Source organism: Lancefieldella parvula (assembly GCF_963530955.1).
In the GTDB taxonomy this organism is placed as follows: Bacteria; Actinomycetota; Coriobacteriia; order Coriobacteriales; family Atopobiaceae; genus Lancefieldella; species Lancefieldella parvula_A.
In genome coordinates, this window is the sequence record NZ_CAUSFQ010000022.1 from 1 (window position 1) to 16,424 (window position 16,424).

14 protein-coding genes are annotated in these 16,424 nt (G+C 49.2%); all 14 read right to left on the reverse strand.

Translation table 11 applies throughout. The annotated features are described in order from the left end of the window. Positions 1-1,839, reverse strand: a 1,839-nt coding sequence (locus RWJ43_RS02780) for an ABC transporter ATP-binding protein (protein ID WP_314007488.1), incomplete at its 3' end; no start/stop codon positions are given. Next, the gene (locus RWJ43_RS02785) at positions 1,839-3,584 is read right to left on the reverse strand and encodes an ABC transporter ATP-binding protein (protein ID WP_314007491.1); all 1,746 of its coding nucleotides are present in this window, start codon (positions 3,582-3,584) and stop codon (positions 1,839-1,841) included. The genes RWJ43_RS02785 and RWJ43_RS02780, both read right to left, overlap by 1 nt. Then, a complete protein-coding gene (locus RWJ43_RS02790) occupies positions 3,585-5,456 on the reverse strand; it encodes an ABC-F family ATP-binding cassette domain-containing protein (protein ID WP_314007493.1) in 1,872 nt (623 codons plus the stop codon). It lies immediately after the preceding gene. Then, positions 5,456-6,307 carry a deoxyribonuclease IV gene (locus RWJ43_RS02795; protein WP_314007496.1) on the reverse strand — a complete coding sequence of 284 codons (852 nt, stop codon included), beginning with the start codon at positions 6,305-6,307 and terminating at the stop codon, positions 5,456-5,458. Before RWJ43_RS02795 ends, RWJ43_RS02790 begins: the two co-directional genes overlap by 1 nt. Position 6,308: 1 nt before the next feature. Next, positions 6,309-7,535: a bifunctional phosphopantothenoylcysteine decarboxylase/phosphopantothenate--cysteine ligase CoaBC gene (gene coaBC / locus RWJ43_RS02800; protein WP_314007499.1), complete on the reverse strand. Its 1,227-nt coding sequence runs from the start codon at positions 7,533-7,535 to the stop codon at positions 6,309-6,311. Between the two features lie 14 nt (positions 7,536-7,549). Further along, entirely contained in the window at positions 7,550-8,269 is a 720-nt protein-coding gene (locus tag RWJ43_RS02805) for a C4-type zinc ribbon domain-containing protein (RefSeq protein ID WP_314007501.1), read from the reverse strand. A 97-nt stretch (positions 8,270-8,366) separates the two neighbouring features. Then, a complete protein-coding gene (locus RWJ43_RS02810) occupies positions 8,367-9,515 on the reverse strand; it encodes a cysteine desulfurase family protein (protein WP_314007504.1) in 1,149 nt (382 codons plus the stop codon). A 61-nt stretch (positions 9,516-9,576) separates the two neighbouring features. Beyond that, positions 9,577-10,251 carry a ribulose-phosphate 3-epimerase gene (gene rpe / locus RWJ43_RS02815; RefSeq protein WP_314007507.1) on the reverse strand — a complete coding sequence of 225 codons (675 nt, stop codon included), beginning with the start codon at positions 10,249-10,251 and terminating at the stop codon, positions 9,577-9,579. A gap of 9 nt (positions 10,252-10,260) precedes the next feature. Next, on the reverse strand, positions 10,261-11,271 hold the full coding sequence (locus RWJ43_RS02820) for an NAD(P)H-dependent glycerol-3-phosphate dehydrogenase (RefSeq protein ID WP_314007510.1): 1,011 nt from the start codon (positions 11,269-11,271) through the stop codon (positions 10,261-10,263). A gap of 2 nt (positions 11,272-11,273) precedes the next feature. Next, positions 11,274-11,936, reverse strand: coding sequence for a glycerol-3-phosphate 1-O-acyltransferase PlsY (plsY, locus tag RWJ43_RS02825; protein WP_314007513.1), 663 nt, complete (start codon positions 11,934-11,936; stop codon positions 11,274-11,276). Further along, positions 11,936-13,261 carry a ribosome biogenesis GTPase Der gene (gene der, locus RWJ43_RS02830; RefSeq protein WP_314007516.1) on the reverse strand — a complete coding sequence of 442 codons (1,326 nt, stop codon included), beginning with the start codon at positions 13,259-13,261 and terminating at the stop codon, positions 11,936-11,938. Before der ends, plsY begins: the two co-directional genes overlap by 1 nt. A gap of 46 nt (positions 13,262-13,307) precedes the next feature. Next, positions 13,308-14,690 (reverse strand): DUF512 domain-containing protein, encoded by a 1,383-nt coding sequence (locus RWJ43_RS02835; protein ID WP_314007519.1) that lies wholly within the window; start codon positions 14,688-14,690, stop codon positions 13,308-13,310. Position 14,691: 1 nt separating this feature from the next. After that, positions 14,692-15,546, reverse strand: a complete 855-nt coding sequence (gene ispH / locus RWJ43_RS02840; RefSeq protein ID WP_314007523.1) for a 4-hydroxy-3-methylbut-2-enyl diphosphate reductase — start codon at positions 15,544-15,546, stop codon at positions 14,692-14,694. 3 nt (positions 15,547-15,549) lie between these two features. Beyond that, the coding region (locus tag RWJ43_RS02845; protein ID WP_314007526.1) for a lysophospholipid acyltransferase family protein at positions 15,550-16,424 on the reverse strand (875 nt) is incomplete at its 5' end.

Consider the following 16,424-nt stretch of genomic DNA (forward strand, 5'->3'; position numbering starts at 1 on the left):
GTTAGTACCTTCAAACTGACTCTCGTAAAGCTTGGCGTAGAAACCGCCTTGGGCCAAGAGCTCATCGTGAGTGCCTCGCTCAAGAATCGAGCCGTCCTTGAGAACAAGAATGCAATCGGCGCCTTGGATGGTAGAGAGCCTGTGGGCAACAACCAGTGAAGTTCTACCCTTCATGATGGTGTCAAACGCCTTCTGTACCAGCTGTTCTGTTCGCGTATCAATGCTTGAAGTCGCCTCGTCCAGAAGCAGAATAGGTGGATTGGCAAGCATCACACGAGCAATGCAGAGAAGCTGCTGCTGGCCCTGAGATAAAGATCCGCCAGACTCTCCTACCATGGTGTCGTAACCCTGAGGAAGCTGCTGGATAAACTCATGCGCCTGAGCCTTTTGAGCTGCGGCGATGATCTCTTCATCGGTTGCGTCTGGCTTTGCATAACGGATATTCTCTTTGATGGTTCCCTTAAACAGCCAGGTATCCTGCAGCACCATACCAAACTGCTCTCTCAGTGATGCTCGCGTGAGCTTTTGCGTATTGTGTCCATCCACGTAAATTGCACCAGAATCAATGCTATAGAACCTAAGTAGCAGGTTAATAAGGGTGGTCTTGCCGCAGCCAGTTGGGCCAACAAGAGCAATCTTCTGGCCAGGCTCTGCCTTGAATGAGATGTGGCTGAGTAGCGGGTGCTTAGGATCATAGGAGAACGCCACGTCATCAAACTCAATGGTGCCTTGTGGATTCTGGATGACTTCAGCGTCTACTGGATCAGGCTTGATTTCCTTTGCGTCGAGAAGATCAAAGACTCGACGAGCGCTTGCATAGGCTGTCTGAACCTGTGTAACAACTGCGGAAATGGCGTTAAAAGGCTTCATGTACTGGTTGGCATACGAGAGGAAGCTCTGTACCTGACCAATGGTAAGCACAGAAGGAACGCCCGTCAAAACGCAAATGCAGCCAAGTCCAGCTACCAGTGCATAAATGAAGTTGTTTACCAGACGCGTAGAAGGGTTAGAGAGCGAAGAGGCAAACTGCGCACGCTCTCCAACAACACGGAGTTTCTCGTTAATAGCTTCAAACTGCTCAATAATGGCATCTTTGTGGGCAAAAGCAGTAATAAGCTCCTGGTTAGAGACCATCTCTTCTGCGTATCCGCCAAGCTGACCCTGGTAGCCCTGCTGCTTGCTAAAAGATGAGCTTGCGTACTTGGTAATGCCGGAAGCAACAATAATAGAGAGCGGTGTAGCTAGAGCAACTACAAGGCCCATAGGAACCGACATAAAGAACATAAAGCACAAGGTTCCAATAATGGTCACCACGCCCGTAAGGAACTGCGTCAGGCCCTGCTGGAGGCCATCTCCTAGCTGATCCACATCGTTTACTACCCTAGAGAGCAAATCTCCCTGGGAATGCGTGTCAATGTACGAGAGCGGTAGATTTGACACCTTGGTATGTGCTGCCTCTCTGAGGTCACGGGTGACCAGGTAGGTGAGCTTATTGGTAGACCAAGAAGCAAGCCACTGCGTAGCGCTTGCAAGCAAAACTACCACCGAGAGCTGAGCAAGCGTTGGCAGAAGTGCTGCCTCGCCACCCTGCACTAGCCTTATCAGCTGGTCGATGGCGGCGCCTACAATGATGGGTACCCAGAGTTGCAAAAGCACGGTTGCAATTGAAGAGGCTGCCGCAAGAACCAGAAAACCTCCGTGAGGAGAAATCCATGAAGCTAGACGGCGCGTTACTTCTGCTGCAGACATAGAAATGACATCTACTGAGCCGCCCTTGCCATGCTCAGGCGCGCTTGATGCAATAGCGGAGGTGCTTCCGCCAGAATACATATCGGCCATTACTCCACCTCCTCGGGACGAAGCTGCGAGAGACAAATCTCTTTATAGAGCGGGCACGTGGCGAGAAGTTCTTTGTGTGTTCCCAGCCCCACTTGTTTTCCGTGGTCAAGAACAAGAATCTTGTCTGCTTGCATTACCGCTGCTACACGCTGCGAAATAATGATGCTTGTAGTGGTGGCGCTGAGCTTACGAAGCGCTGCACGGAGGTGTGCGTCCGTAGCAAAATCAAGAGCAGAGGCAGCGTCGTCCAAGATAACAATGCGCGGGTTTCCCACCAGGGCACGAGCAATGGTTAAACGCTGGCGCTGACCACCCGAGAAGTTCTTGCCGCCACGCTCAACAATGCTGTCAAGCTGATCGGGTTTCTCGCGCACAAAGTCTGCTGCTTGAGCAACCTCAAGGGCTGCCCAAAGCTCCTCGTCGGTAGCGTTTGAATTCTTCCAGCAGAGATTGGAGCGAATGGTGCCGCTAACTAGTGAGGTGTGCTGCGGAACGTAGCCAATGAGAGCACGAAGCTGCTCAAATGTGTAGGTTTTAACGTCTTGACCAAAGACGCTTACAGAACCGGTTTCCGTATCAAAAAGACGTGGGATGAGTGCGGCAAAGCTGGACTTACCAGAACCAGTTCCGCCGATGATACCCAGCGTCTGGCCAGCCTGAAGCGAAAGATTGATACCAGAAAGAGCAGGCTCTCCCCCGCCGTCGTAGACAAGCGAAGCATCCTTAAACGCTACAGCAGTGCCAACGAAGTCTGATTCTGTGAGGTTGAAATGCTCGTTTCCCTTATCAGAGAGCGCTGGCCTAGTGTTCAGAACTTCCATCACGCGTGCAGCAGACGCAGTTCCGCGTGTAATGATAATAACCAGGTTAGCAACGTAGCCAATAGCTAAAAGCGCACTGGTCATATAGCTGACAAGTGCCACCACGGTACCTTGGGATAGCGTACCCGCGGTAATCTGAGGGGCCGCAAGCCAAAGTGTTACGGCAATTCCCAGGTACATAACAAGGAAGGTCGCTGGGTTCAGTAGCGCTGAGTAATTTGCAGCATCAGTAGCCATTTTTGTCTGAGCAAGGACTGCTTCAGAGAACTGAACCCTTTCTTCTGACTCATGCCTAAATGCTCTGATTACACGAATACCAGAGAGCATTTGACGCATATATAAAGAAACGGTATCAAGGCGCTTCTGCAGCTCAGTAAAAAGTTCTGTAGATTTACGCGCAACAAAGAAGAAAATAGCAGCTACCAACACTGTTGCAATCAAGAAGACCATGCCAAGCTGAGCATCAAGCATAAGGGTGGCAATAATAGATCCAGCCGCCAAAATTGGCCATCTGACCAGCTGACGAATACCCAGAGCAACGCTAACCTGCACCTGGTTAACATCGTTGATAAGGCGGGTTACCAGCGTATCTGTTCCCAGTACAGAAATATCGGCACTTGAGAGCTCTTGAATCTTCTTAAACAGCTCATTGCGCAGGTCAGTTCCCGTGCGCTGAGAAACAATAGAAGCAATTTTCTGACAGACAAGCGTAAAACTAAAGCCCACAATTGCGATTACTACTAACAAAATACCGTAGCGAATAATGTCATACATGTTTGCCCCGTGAATTCCCAGGTCAATCATGCGAGCAATAATCAGCGGTGTGAGAAGATCCCCGATGACCTCAACGCCCTTACAAAGCAAGGCAACAAAACTCTTGAGACCATACTTTGGCCATACAAACCTAGAGAGCAACTCTCCCATTTACGCTTCACCAAGTTTCTCTGCTAGCGTTAGCCACTCGTCTTCCAGCTCCTTCAGCGCTGCTTCTGCGTCATCAAGCTGCTGCTGCAACTCCATTAAACGCTGCGCATCTGTCGCGTCAGCAGTGCTCATTTGTTCCCTAATCTGCTCAGGCAGTTCCTGAGCCTTGCCCATACGCCTCTCAATCGAGTCAAAGCGTTTCTTCATCTCGCGGCGTTCAGCGTTACTCAGTACCGCAGTACCCTGGCGAGAAGACCCGTCTACCTGCGGCTCATTTGTACCTAAGCATCCGCGTGTACCCGACAACTCCCCCGCTCTTCTCGCCGTTTGCTTTGCTGCATCAACAAGCTTGAGGTACTCGTCAACGCCGCCAGGAACGTGGCGAATGTGGCCGTCTATGAGGGCATACTGGTCATCGGTAACGCGCTCAATCAAGAACCGATCGTGGCTGACCACCAGAAGCGTTCCAGGCCACGAGTCCAGGAGATCTTCCAAGACGGCAAGCATGTCCGTATCCAGGTCGTTGCCTGGCTCGTCCAGCACCAGCACGTTTGGCTCTTCCAGAAGGACGCACAGAAGTGCCAAACGTCTACGCTGTCCTCCGGAGAGGTCTTGCAAGCGGTTGGTAAACTCTCGGCGATCAAAGCCCAAACTTTCAAGCAACTGTGTAGGGCTTTGCATCTTGCCATTTACCAGGTAACTTGTCTTGTACTGGCTAAGTAGTTCAAGAACAGTCCACGTCTCTTTTGTGGCAAACGTATCAATCTGCTGAGAAAGCCAACCAAATTTGACGGACTTGCCTACCTTTACCAGACCAGACGTTGGCTGCAGTTGCTGCGTCATCAGTTCAAGAAGCGTAGATTTACCAGCGCCATTCTCGCCCAAAATGCCATAGCGGTCACCTGGACCAATGAGCCACTCGACGTGCTTAATGACGTCTACCTGCGCATTTTGATCTGCTTCTGTTGTATGTGCGGTATTTTTGTAAGCAAACGAGACGTCATGCATCTCAATAACCTGCTTGCCTAGCCTAGAGACTGCCATGCGTTTGAGCTCAAGCGTGTTTCTAAGTGGTGGATCTTCGGCCAGAAGCTCCATGGCAGCGTCAATCCTAAACTTAGGCTTTGACGTGCGTGCCTTTGCACCATGTGCAAGCCAGTTAAGCTCTTTTCTAAGCGTATTCTGACGACGCTCTTCCATCACCGCTGCCTGTCTATCACGTTCAACTCGAGCTTGAATGTAGGCAGAATAGCCGCCGTCAAAAGGGTCAATAACGCCATCGTGGACTTCCCACATGTGGTCGCAGACCTCATCCAAGAACCAACGGTCATGTGTGACCAGAATGAGGGCGCCATTTCCCTCTGACCAGCGGTTTTTAAGGTGATTTGCAAGCCACTGAATAGCGTGAAGATCAAGGTGGTTGGTTGGCTCGTCAATAAGCATTAAATCCCAGGTACCCACAAGCAGTCGAGCCAAATCGCAGCGTCTACGCTGACCTCCGGAGAGCTCTCCTACCAGACCATTCCAGTCCAAGTCTCCAATGAGCTCATCAATAATCTTACGGATGCGAGCGTCAGATGCCCACTCGTACTCTGGCGTGTCTCCCACAACAGCACTGCAAACTGTCTGTGTATCAGAAAGTGAATCACTTTGGCCCATATAGCCTACTTGGATGCCACTTCTCCAAATTACGTTACCAGAATCGGGCTCAATTCTTTTGGCGATAAGATCTAAGAGGGTTGATTTTCCGTCACCGTTTTTACCGACAACGCCAATACGGTCACCCTCATTTACACCAATGGTTTGGTTGGTAAGAACCTTCTTACCAGGCCACTCCATAGAGATTTGTTCGCAACCTACCAGAATTCCCACTAGTTATCACCTAAAAAAGAACGAAGTAACGCAATTTCTTCTCCCCAACCAGAAAGCTCAGAATGAGGAGTTTCCAAAATCATAGGAAGCGTATTGATACGCGGATTAGTCACCACAGCTCGGAACGTTTCTAAGCCAATGAAGCCTTTGCCAATCTGTTCATGTCTGTCTTTATGAGCTCCAAGAGGATTCTTTGAGTCATTAAGGTGCAAGGCTTTTAGCTTTTCTAAGCCAACTATCTGGTCAAATGTATCTAGAACATCATCAAGATTTTCTACAATCTCATAGCCGCCATCATGAACATGGCAGGTATCAAGGCACACACCCATAAGCTCGGGGTGGTTTACCTTATCTAGAATTGCAGCAATCTCTTCAAACGTTTTACCAACTTCAGTGCCTTTACCAGCCATAGTTTCAAGAAGTACGGTGGTGTGCTGGCCTTCAAACAGGCAATCGTTAAGCGCGTCTGAAATCTGCTCAATTGCCACGTCAGAGCCTTGACCCACATGGCTACCGGGATGGAAATTGTAATAATTACCAGGCAGATACTCCATACGCTCAAGATCTTCTGTGAGCGCTCGACGTGCAAAATCTCTGGTTTCCTCTTTAGCCGAACATAGATTCATGGTGTAAGGAGCGTGTGCAACCAAAGGTCCAAAGTGATTGACCTCAAGAAGCTCCCTAAGCCTTGCAACATCAGCCTCATCTAGAGCCTTAGCGTTGCCACCACGAGGGTTTCTAGTAAAGAAAGCAAAGGTAGTTGCACCAATAGAAAGAGCATCCTTACCCATTGCCTCCCAGCCCTTAGCTGCCGAGAGATGGCATCCAATAAAAAGATCTTCTGGTTGCACGCTATGCACGCTCCTCAAGCATCTTGGCCACACGGTCCAAAAGCTCAGAGGCTACGTCAGCAAGTGGCAAAGTCTCAAGCTGTTCTACACCTTGAGGAGTTACAAAAGCCACACGGTCTGTATCTGAACCAAAGGTTGAATCTGACCTAGACACATCATTTGCCACAATCATGGAGCAACCTTTACGCTCAAGTTTAGCCTGAGCATGCTCCAAGACGTTATTTGTCTCTGCTGCAAAACCTACTACAACCTGGTCTTTCTTAGTCTTAGACAGGCTGGCGAGAATATCGGTGGTTTCTTTAAGGTCAATAGACTCAAGATACTCTAATGATTTCTTGAGCTTATGGTCTGCGGGATGAGCGGGCGTGTAGTCGGCAACAGCTGCCGTCAAAATAGCAACGTCAACGCTGTCAAAGACGCTTGCACAAGCCTCATACATATCTTCAGCAGATACTACTCTTTGCACGGTAACACCTTGAGGAGCCTCTAGGTGTGTGGGTCCAGAGATAAGGGTGACATCCGCTCCACGACTAGCTGCAACTTTAGCCACGGTATAGCCAAGTTTTCCTGTTGAACAGTTGGCAATAAAGCGAACTGGATCGATCTTCTCGTGCGTTGGTCCTGCGGTAATAAGAAGCTTTTCACCTGCAAGATCTTGCTTGGATGGCCCCGCGTCATTACCAGAAAGAACCTTCAGTGCAGCGTCTACAATCTGCTGTACTGGAGCAAGCTTTCCGTCTCCGGTATAGCCGCAGGCAAGACGACCTGACTCAGGCATAACCATGTGGATGCCGCGTTGACGGAGCAGTGCGACATTTGCCTGAGTGGCTGGATTTTTCCACATATGTGTATTCATGGCAGGAGCCACAAGAACTGGTGTATGAGCTGCTAGAAGCGTTGTGCTTGCAGCGTCATCAGCTATACCATGAGCCATTTTTGCCATGATATTGGCAGTAGCTGGTATAACTACCATGCAATCTGCCCAGTCAGCAAGGTCAACGTGAGCAACTGGAGTTTCGGCATTGTTGTAGAGCGACTGCACTACCTCATGATGCGTTAATGCTTCAAAGGTAGTCTTTCCTACAAATTGAGTTGCGTCTTCTGTCATAACAACACGAACGTCACAGCCTGCTTTCTGAAGGCCTCTGAGTACTTCGCAGGCTTTATATGCAGCAATTCCTCCGCACACCACAAGGCATACAGAGGACTGAGCGGTTTTATCTAACATAGCGATAAATTCCTTTATTCTTCAAACGCTGTAGAAGTAATAAGCATCCTGTGGCAATAAGGGCACTCAGCAATCTCGGAGCTGTGCTGAAGATCGTGGAATGAACTTGGTTGCAGTTTAACGCGACAGACACTTGGAACGTTTCCTACAAGGTGCTCAACTGCCAGACCCTTAAAACGTTTACGTGCAGCTTCATAGCGCTCAAGCGTGTCAGAAGAAATCTGAGCTGCAAGCTCTTCTCGAGATTTAGAGAGCTCAACAATCTCTGCGCGAAGAGCCGCAGAATCAATCTCAAGGGACTGAGAAAGGCTCTCACGCTCTTTCATAAGCTTTACCTGCAAGTCTTGAGCTGTCTGATAAGCCTTCTTGCACTTCTCAAGCTCTTCTGTTTTTGCTGCAAGTTTAAAATCGCACTTCTCGATATTCTTTGCCAAAGAAGAAAGCTGCTGGTCAAAGTCTCTAAGAGCACGATGATTAGTTGCAGTTTCTACAGCAGCAGAAACCTCTTCTGTCTTAAGGACATAATGGGCGCGCTGCTCATTGAGGTCAGAAATATCAATTTCTACGTCTTTTTTAACGCCAAGTACCTGTTTAAGCTGAGAAGCAATCTTTTTCTCTGCAAGTTGGGCGTTTTTAATCTTTTGAACCTGGGGCATTGAGGCCAAGTTGGATGCGAGTTTTAGCAGCTGCAAATCAATATCCTGGAGCTGCATCAGATTAACAGACTCACTCATAGGGCCTCCTCATATACGGTTACTCATCTAGTCTACCGTATATGAGGACGTATCAGACGCAGAACATAACTAATGTAGAGATTAGTATGTGAAAAATTTATCCAACAATCTGCAGCAAGGTTGCACAGAATGTATCAAGGTCTGCCTCAGAAACGCGCTCGTCAAAGGTTATGCGTAAGCTTCCTAGAGCCTCGTTTCTAGAGATGCCCATAGCCGAGAGAACGTGGCTTGCGTCAAGTGAGCCTGAAGAACAAGCAGAGCCAGCTGAAACTTCATAACCTGCCTGGTCAAGCTTTAAGATAAGCGTCTCGGAATCCATTGAGGGAACCATAATGCTTACCGTGCCAGGCATGTGATCTTTGCCGGCGTAAGCCTCTGTAGTTGGCTTAATCTTGGGAGAAGCGCAAAGAGTCTCATATACCTTATTGGCGCGCGCAGAAACGCTCTCTTGCGTTTTGGAAAGGTTATCCAGGCACCACTTGGCAGCTGCCGCAAAAGCGAGGGCACTACGAACGTCCTGAGTACCATGGCGTCTACCAGACTCTTGTCCCCCGCCGTAACTTTGTGCCTTAAAGGGAACCTTAGAACGCATAAGCACCGCGGCAATACCCAGAGGTCCACCAATTTTATGGGCAGCAACAGTCAGAGCATCTACATCTGCTACCTCAAGAGGAATACGACCAAACGCCTGAACAGCGTCAGTATGAAAAAGAGCACCCACCTTATGCGCAGCTTGAGCAAGGTCTGCAACCGGCTGGATAACACCCGTCTCATTATTGGCATACATCACAGAAACAAGAGCTACCGACTGATCCAAAAGACCCTCAAGGGCTGAAGCCTCAATCTTTCCCTGACGGTTAGGCTGAGCAATTCGTACCTCAAAGCCCTTCTCGCGAAGAACAGGCGCAAGATCCAAAATAGAATCGTGTTCAATGGCCGAGAAAACCACCGTGTTGCGCTTGTGGTCTTTGTTGCGAATACCTTCTGCTATTCCAAGAACAGAGAGGTTATTGCCCTCAGTTCCTCCAGAGCAAAAGACCACGTCAGGAGCCCTAAACTTACCACCTACTGCACGTGCGATGACGCCACGAGCTCCATCAAGCTCTCGCGCCGCTTGACGACCAAGCGAGTGCAAAGAGTTTGGGTTCACCCCAGCAATAGGTGAAGCCTCATAGGTTTTCTCGGCATCAAGCGCTTCTTGGCGCATTGGTGCTGAAGCTGCATAGTCTAGGTAAACGTAATCCATAGTATGTTTCTGTTGATTCAATCTTGGTAGTTTATATGCAAATAATGCTTGAGAGTGCAGCCTAGCCCTGAACGGTAAGAGCAGACTCGCCAGCAGCGCGGATTGCCTGGATAGTTGCACCGCGATCTTCCTGGCCAAACACAGCACTACCCGCAACAAGCATATCAGCGCCAGCGGCTACAACATCGGCTGCGTTAGCTGAGCTAATGCCACCATCAACCTCAATCAGAGGATGAACGTTGTGCTTACGGCAGAGCTCTTTGAGAGCCTTCAGCTTCTCAATTGAGTGAGGAATAAACTTCTGACCACCAAAGCCAGGATTAACCGTCATGATAAGCACCAGGTCAAGATCTTCGATAAGATCCTCAAGAACGCTTACGGGAGTACCAGGGCAAAGTGAAATACCAGCTTTAGCGCCGGAATCCTTGATAAGGTGAACAAGACGATGAGCATGAACCTCGGCCTCGTAGTGGAAGGTGACAACGTCAGCACCACGGTCTAGGAACAGAGGTGCAATCTCAGCTGGATTGGTGACCATCAGATGGACATCAATAGGCAGCTCAGAGGACTTTTTGCAGTACGAGAAAATATCTGGACCAAATGAGATATTAGGAACAAAGTGACCATCCATCACGTCGTAATGGATGTAGTCAGCGTTTGCAATTGAATCAAGCTCGCTCTTAAGCTTGGAGAAATCTGCAGATAGAACAGATGGTGCTACCAGGACGTTATTCATCAAACTCTCCTATCGAGTCATTCCATAAAATTCTTCCTTTGGAAGGCGGTTTGTAAGGCGAGAAGTAATTTCTTCTGGTGTAGCACCTTCGTAAAGTACAGCGTGAACAGCTGCAGTAATAGGCATCTCAACGCTCATCTGCTGACCAAGCTCATAAAGACCAATGACAGCCTGAGCACCCTCAACAACCATACCGGTCTCTTCCTGATAAGACTGAAGCGTCTTACCCTTGACCAAAGCCTCTCCAAATGTTCTATTTCTAGAATGCTCGGAGGTACAGGTTGCTACCAGGTCTCCCATTCCTGCAAGACCCATGCAGGTGAGTGGGTCTCCGCCAATAGCGCATACCACGCGTCCTAGCTCTGCTAAGCCACGTGTCATAAGTGCTGCAAGAGCGTTATCACCGTTGCCCAGACCAACAGCAATACCACAGGCAATAGCAACAACGTTTTTGGCAGCAGCACAAGCCTCAACACCGCGTACGTCAGAGCTAACGTAGGTTCTGAAGTATGAACGAGAAAGCAACGTCTGGAAACGCTTAGCAACCTCGGCGTCTTCAGATGCTACAACTGCTGCAGAAATTCCCTGTTTAATGACCTCTTCAGCGTGGTTTGGACCGGAAAGTACGGCGATTCTTGCAGGGTTTCCAAGCTCGTCAGCAGCTACTTCGTGCATAAGCTTGTGAGAACCTGCTTCCATACCCTTGGAGAGGATCAAAACATCAACCTCTGGATCAAGATATGGTGCGCAAGCAGCACAAACAGAGCGCAAAAACGCGGAAGGAGCAGCCATAACAACAGCATCTACACCGGTGAGAGCCTCAGCCTCACTAGTGGTAGACACAATATTGTGTGGAAGCTCAGAATCAGAAAGATGTCTGCAGTTGACGTGCTCTTTATTGATGGACTCGGCAACATCGGCCTCCCTGGACCAGATGATTACCTCATCAGAAGTTGAAGCAAGAAGTGTTGAAAGCGCGGTACCCCATGATCCCGAACCAATAACAGCAACTTTTTTCATGATTAGTTGTCCTTTTTCTTTTCGCCGAAAGAGAATTTAGACTCACTACCAGCATTAAGACGATTGATATTCTCGCGATGAGCCCAAATAACTGCCGCTGCTACCACAAACACTGGAATAGTAGCTACGGGATCCATGCCAAATAGCAGGCAGAATAGTGGAATGGCAACAGCTGCGCCAATGGAGCCAAGCGATACGTACTTAGTTGGTAAGGCAAGCGTAATAAACACCGCAAGAGCTACCAGAGCAGCAAGTGGATTTACTGCAAGGCCACCGCCAAATCCAACAGCAATTCCCTTACCGCCATGGAAATGAAGCCAAGGCGAGAAAATATGACCAAGAACACCCCAGGCATACACACAAGATATGAGGAGCTCAGCCTCGGCTGGATCATTTCCCGAAACCAGAGGAGTAAATCCCTGGGCTCCCAAGAACCAACGAACCAGCATGACGCTGACAATGCCCTTACCTGCATCGCAAAGAAGTGTAAGAATACCTGCGGCTTTACCAGCATTTCTTGCAACATTGGTGGTGCCAATGTTTCCTGATCCAAGCTTGCGAATGTCTTCATGAGCCATAACACTTGCAATAATCAGGCCAAATGGAATGCCGCCAAGTCCAAATGCAATTAGTCCAAAAATCAGAGCAACAACAATTCCAGACATTAGTTAGATTCGACCTTCTTACGGAACTTCAAACGAATAGGTGTACCAATCAGAGAGAACTTCTCGCGAAGCCTGTTCTCAATAAAGCGCTCGTAGTTGTCTTCAACAAGGTCTGGAGCATTGCACCAGAACGAGATAACAGGAGGCTTAGAGCCCGTCTGAGTAGCGTACTGAATCTTAAGGCGACGGCCTCGGTCAGAAACCGTGTGTCCGCCTTCTCTAATCTGGGCGAGAAGCTCGTTGAGCTCGGAAGTCTTGAGCTGAAGTGCGCGGGATTCTGCAGCCGAAAGAGCAGCGGCAAGTACCTTATCAATAGCGCGGCCAGTAAGTGCAGAAACGTTGATGGAAGCAATCCAAGGTGCAAAGGCGAGGCGCTTTGCTACAGAGACTGCTACCTCATCGCGCTTTGCCTCAGAATCAATAAGATCCCACTTGTTAAGCAGGAGCACCAGCGCGCATCCACGCTCTACGGCCATGTTTGCAAGTTTCTGGTCCTGCTCGGTTACGCCAACAGAGGCGTCAACAACAAGAAGACAGACGTCTGCGCGGTCCATTGCCTGCAGGCCTCTAACCAGACTGTAGTACTCAACATCCTCGTGTACCTGGCTCTTTTTGCGAATACCCGCGGTATCAACAAGACGAATGGGAGTTCCCTTCCATTCAATCATGGTGTCAATAGCGTCACGCGTAGTACCAGCAACATCAGAAACAATGGAGCGCTTTTTATTTGCCAAGCGATTTGCAAGTGATGATTTACCAACATTTGGACGGCCAATAATTGCCAGGTTGAGAATGCCGTCATCCTCTGGCTCTTCATCTACCTCTGGAAATGCGTTGACAATATCATCCAGTAAGTCACCCGTACCGTGACCATGTGAAGCAGAAAGAGGCAAGGGCTCACCACAACCAAGTGCATAGAAGTCCCAAAGACCATCCTGCTCTGTTGCAGGGTTATCTTTCTTGTTGACAACCAAGAACACGGGCTTGGCGCTCTTGCGGACAATGCGTGCAACCTCTTCGTCTTCATCGGTAACGCCGGTAGAGCCGTCTACCACAAAAACGATGACATCTGCTTCTTCGCATGCAAGAAGCGCCTGCTCACGAATGTGTGGAGCAAAACGATCCTGCGATTTAATTGACTCAATACCGCCGGTGTCAATGAGCTTAAACTCACGACCATTCCAGTCAGCGTCGTGATATGAGCGGTCTCGGGTTACTCCCCTAGATTCGTGCACGATTGCATCGCGTTTCTCGGCAATTCTATTTACCAGCGTGGACTTACCAACATTTGGGCGTCCAACAATAGCTACAATGGGCTTAGCCATGTCTCACCTTTCATTCAGTTGGTTTAATAATACCAGCAATACGTGGCTAATCCCACTCTTTGAGCGCTTTAATGCACGACTTGGCAATGTTTGTGGGACCAGGAATTGACATGATGACTTTTGCACCGCGAGCCTCTAGCTGCGCAGTTAATTCGGCTAGTGACATGCCATCAAGGGTGATCTTATCAAAGTTAAACATGACCTCAGGAAGCACTACCAGAACATCTGTGAGGTCATCAGGTACCTGGGCGAGAAGATCAACGGCGCAGATAAGTCCTGTGACGTTAACGTCTCCACCAAAGAAATCGTTGCGCACGGCAAAAGTAGAAACGTTGCCATCAGCCGACCAGTCATCACAAAAGGTCTGGATGGTTTGCTGAGCAGCTTCGCCTACAATCAGCAAAATCTTACGAGAACGAGCAGAAAGATAGGTATCTGCTTCATCAAGAGCGGTACGCATAGTGCTACAGACCTCTTCAGCCTCATCGAGGAAGCTTCTGAGCATGCCAATGCCGTCATAAAATTGCGGATAACCGTCATAGGTATACGCAGGTGGAATAGGTAACTGAGCGTCTACGTAGAACTCGTCAGAGAGCTGGAAGCGCGTAATGCCCAAAGAGGCACGTGCACGCTCCTGGTAGGGCTCAACAATTTTGACTACAGAGCGGGACAGCTCCACATCATCAGAATACGAATGCGTAAAGCGTTTGGAGTCTTTGGTATAGCCAAGCGGAACAATGGCCAAAGAGGTAATCTGCTGATGAGCCTCTACCCAATCAAGCGTTTTATCAAGCTCTTCACCGTCATTGATGTTAGGGCACAAAACAATCTGGCCGTGGATCTCAATCCCAGCGTCCATGAGTTTCTCAAGTACTTCAATGCCCCTAGCAGCACGAGCGCCAATGAGATTACGACGAACGTCAGGTGAGATTGCATGAAGCGAGACGTTCATAGGCTCAAGCTTATGAGAAATAATGCGCTCAACATCCTCGTCAGTAAGGTTAGTGAGCGTAACAAAATTGCCCTGCAAGAAGCTCAGGCGATAATCATCATCTCTGATTGAAAGAGAAGGGCGCATGTCTTCTGGCAGCATAGCCATAAAGCAGAACTGGCACGCGTTTACGCAGGTCTTGATGCCATCAAAGAGCACATCAACAAAGTCAACGCCCCAGTCTTCTCCGGACTCTCGCTCAAGCACGCATTCATAGAGCTCATCCTCACCAGGAACAGAAACCTCAAGCTCACAGAGGGAGCCGTCGGCCTCCCAACGCCAATCAATCAGATCTTTTGGCACTACGCCATTGACCTTCTCGATAATCATGCCGGGCTCAAGGCCAGCCTTCCACGCGGGACTACCCTCTTCAACGGACTCAATAAGCGCACCAAGTCCACCAGATTTTGTATTTCCGTAGTCTGCGCGCTGTTCCATGTTAGGCGCCTACGATTTGTTCAATAGCTGATTTAACTGCATTGATATGAGCTTCCGGCGTAGAAGCGCCGGCGGTAATACCAATATGCTCTGCTCCCTCAAACCAGGAAGCCTGAAGCTCATCAGCGCCTTCAATGTGATAGGTTGCGGGGCAATAGAGCTTAGAAATCTCTGCCAAGCGAGTGGTATTTGCAGAAATTCTACCGCCAATAATAATCATGACGTCAGACTCTTTTGCAAGCCTCATACACGAGTCCTGATGGCCCGCAGTAGCTTCGCAAATGGTATTCATGACACGAAGCTCATCAACGAGCGGAAGTACCGCAGTAACCACCTCAGAGAGCTTAGCGGCGCTCATGGTGGTCTGTACCACTAGACCAACCTTCTTTGCAGCTCTCATGGCGTCCGCCTGAGCGGCAACTTCTTCCACGGTGTCAATAGCCAAAGAACCTGGTACGTGAGCCAGCGTTGCTTCTACCTCAGGATGTCCGGACTCTCCTACCACGTACACGGCATAGCCCTGCTTGGCGAGAAGTTCTGCGGCTCCGTGAGCTTTCTTTACAAACGGACAGGTTGCGTCAAGTACGTCGACACAGCCGTCCTTGGCAATCTGCTCCTCTTGAGGAGTTACTCCATGGGTGCGCAACAATAGCGCACTTCCTGCAGCTTCAGAAGCGGAATCAACTACCTCTACGCCCTGGTCTTTAAGAGACGTAACAACGCGAGGGTTATGGATAAGAGGACCAAGCGTGCGTACGGGAGCATGAGCATCTTTGACGGCCTGCTGGACCATCTGAAGAGCTCTTTCTACGCCGTAACAAGCACCTGCTTCATCAGCAATTTTGATAGTAGGCACGAACTAATTCCTTCCGGGATGCTCTTTGAGCATTGCATCTCTTAGTTCGTATACCCTCTCCATGGCCATTTCTTCCATCTCTTTTGCCTGATCTTTACGCTTTGTAGAAGTCAGATCACTAAAAGAAACCTTCTGACCAGCGCGAAGATACACCTTTACAGGCTTAACCAGAGGAGAACCTTTTTTCTTAATATCAAGCGCACCAATAATAGCTAGTGGCTGAACATCCACCTTGGCAAGCTGAGCGATAAGCGCAAAGCCGCCATGGGTTTCTCCACGTTCAGTGTTGCTTCTGACTCTGGTGCCCTCAGGATAAATGAGAAGCATTTCTCCTCTAGAAAGTGCCGTAGTTGCACGACGAATTGCCTTCATATCGGCAGTTCCGCGGTCTACTGGAATACCGCCCAGTCTAGAAAGTGCCCACTGAAGCGGTTTGAATTTGTTGAACTCACTCTTGTAGATGGTTCTCACGGGGATACCGTGAACAAGGAGGTGAACAACAGTAACAATGGGGTCCAAAAACGTTGGGTGGTTCATGATAAGAACGCGAGGGGTCTTATCGCCAACAAAGAGTTGGTCATTGTCCCAGCGCCATCTAAACCAGATTTTTGTAATCAGTCCAAGCACACTGACTGCCAGCCATTTAAAGAACTTGGCTGGAGCTGGAAAATCAGCAAGCGCGGTATCGTAATAATCATCAAATGAGTTTCCGCCAAAAGGACGCAAACGCTTAGATGCCGCTGCTATAGAAGACTTTTTCTCGGAGCGCTTAGGCTCTTCCGTGTGAGACTTCCCATCATCAGAAGAGCTGCTCTCTGATCCATTTCCCTGGTGAGAAGCCCTGTGGTTGCGTGCATCTCTTTTGCCGAGTCCTGGAT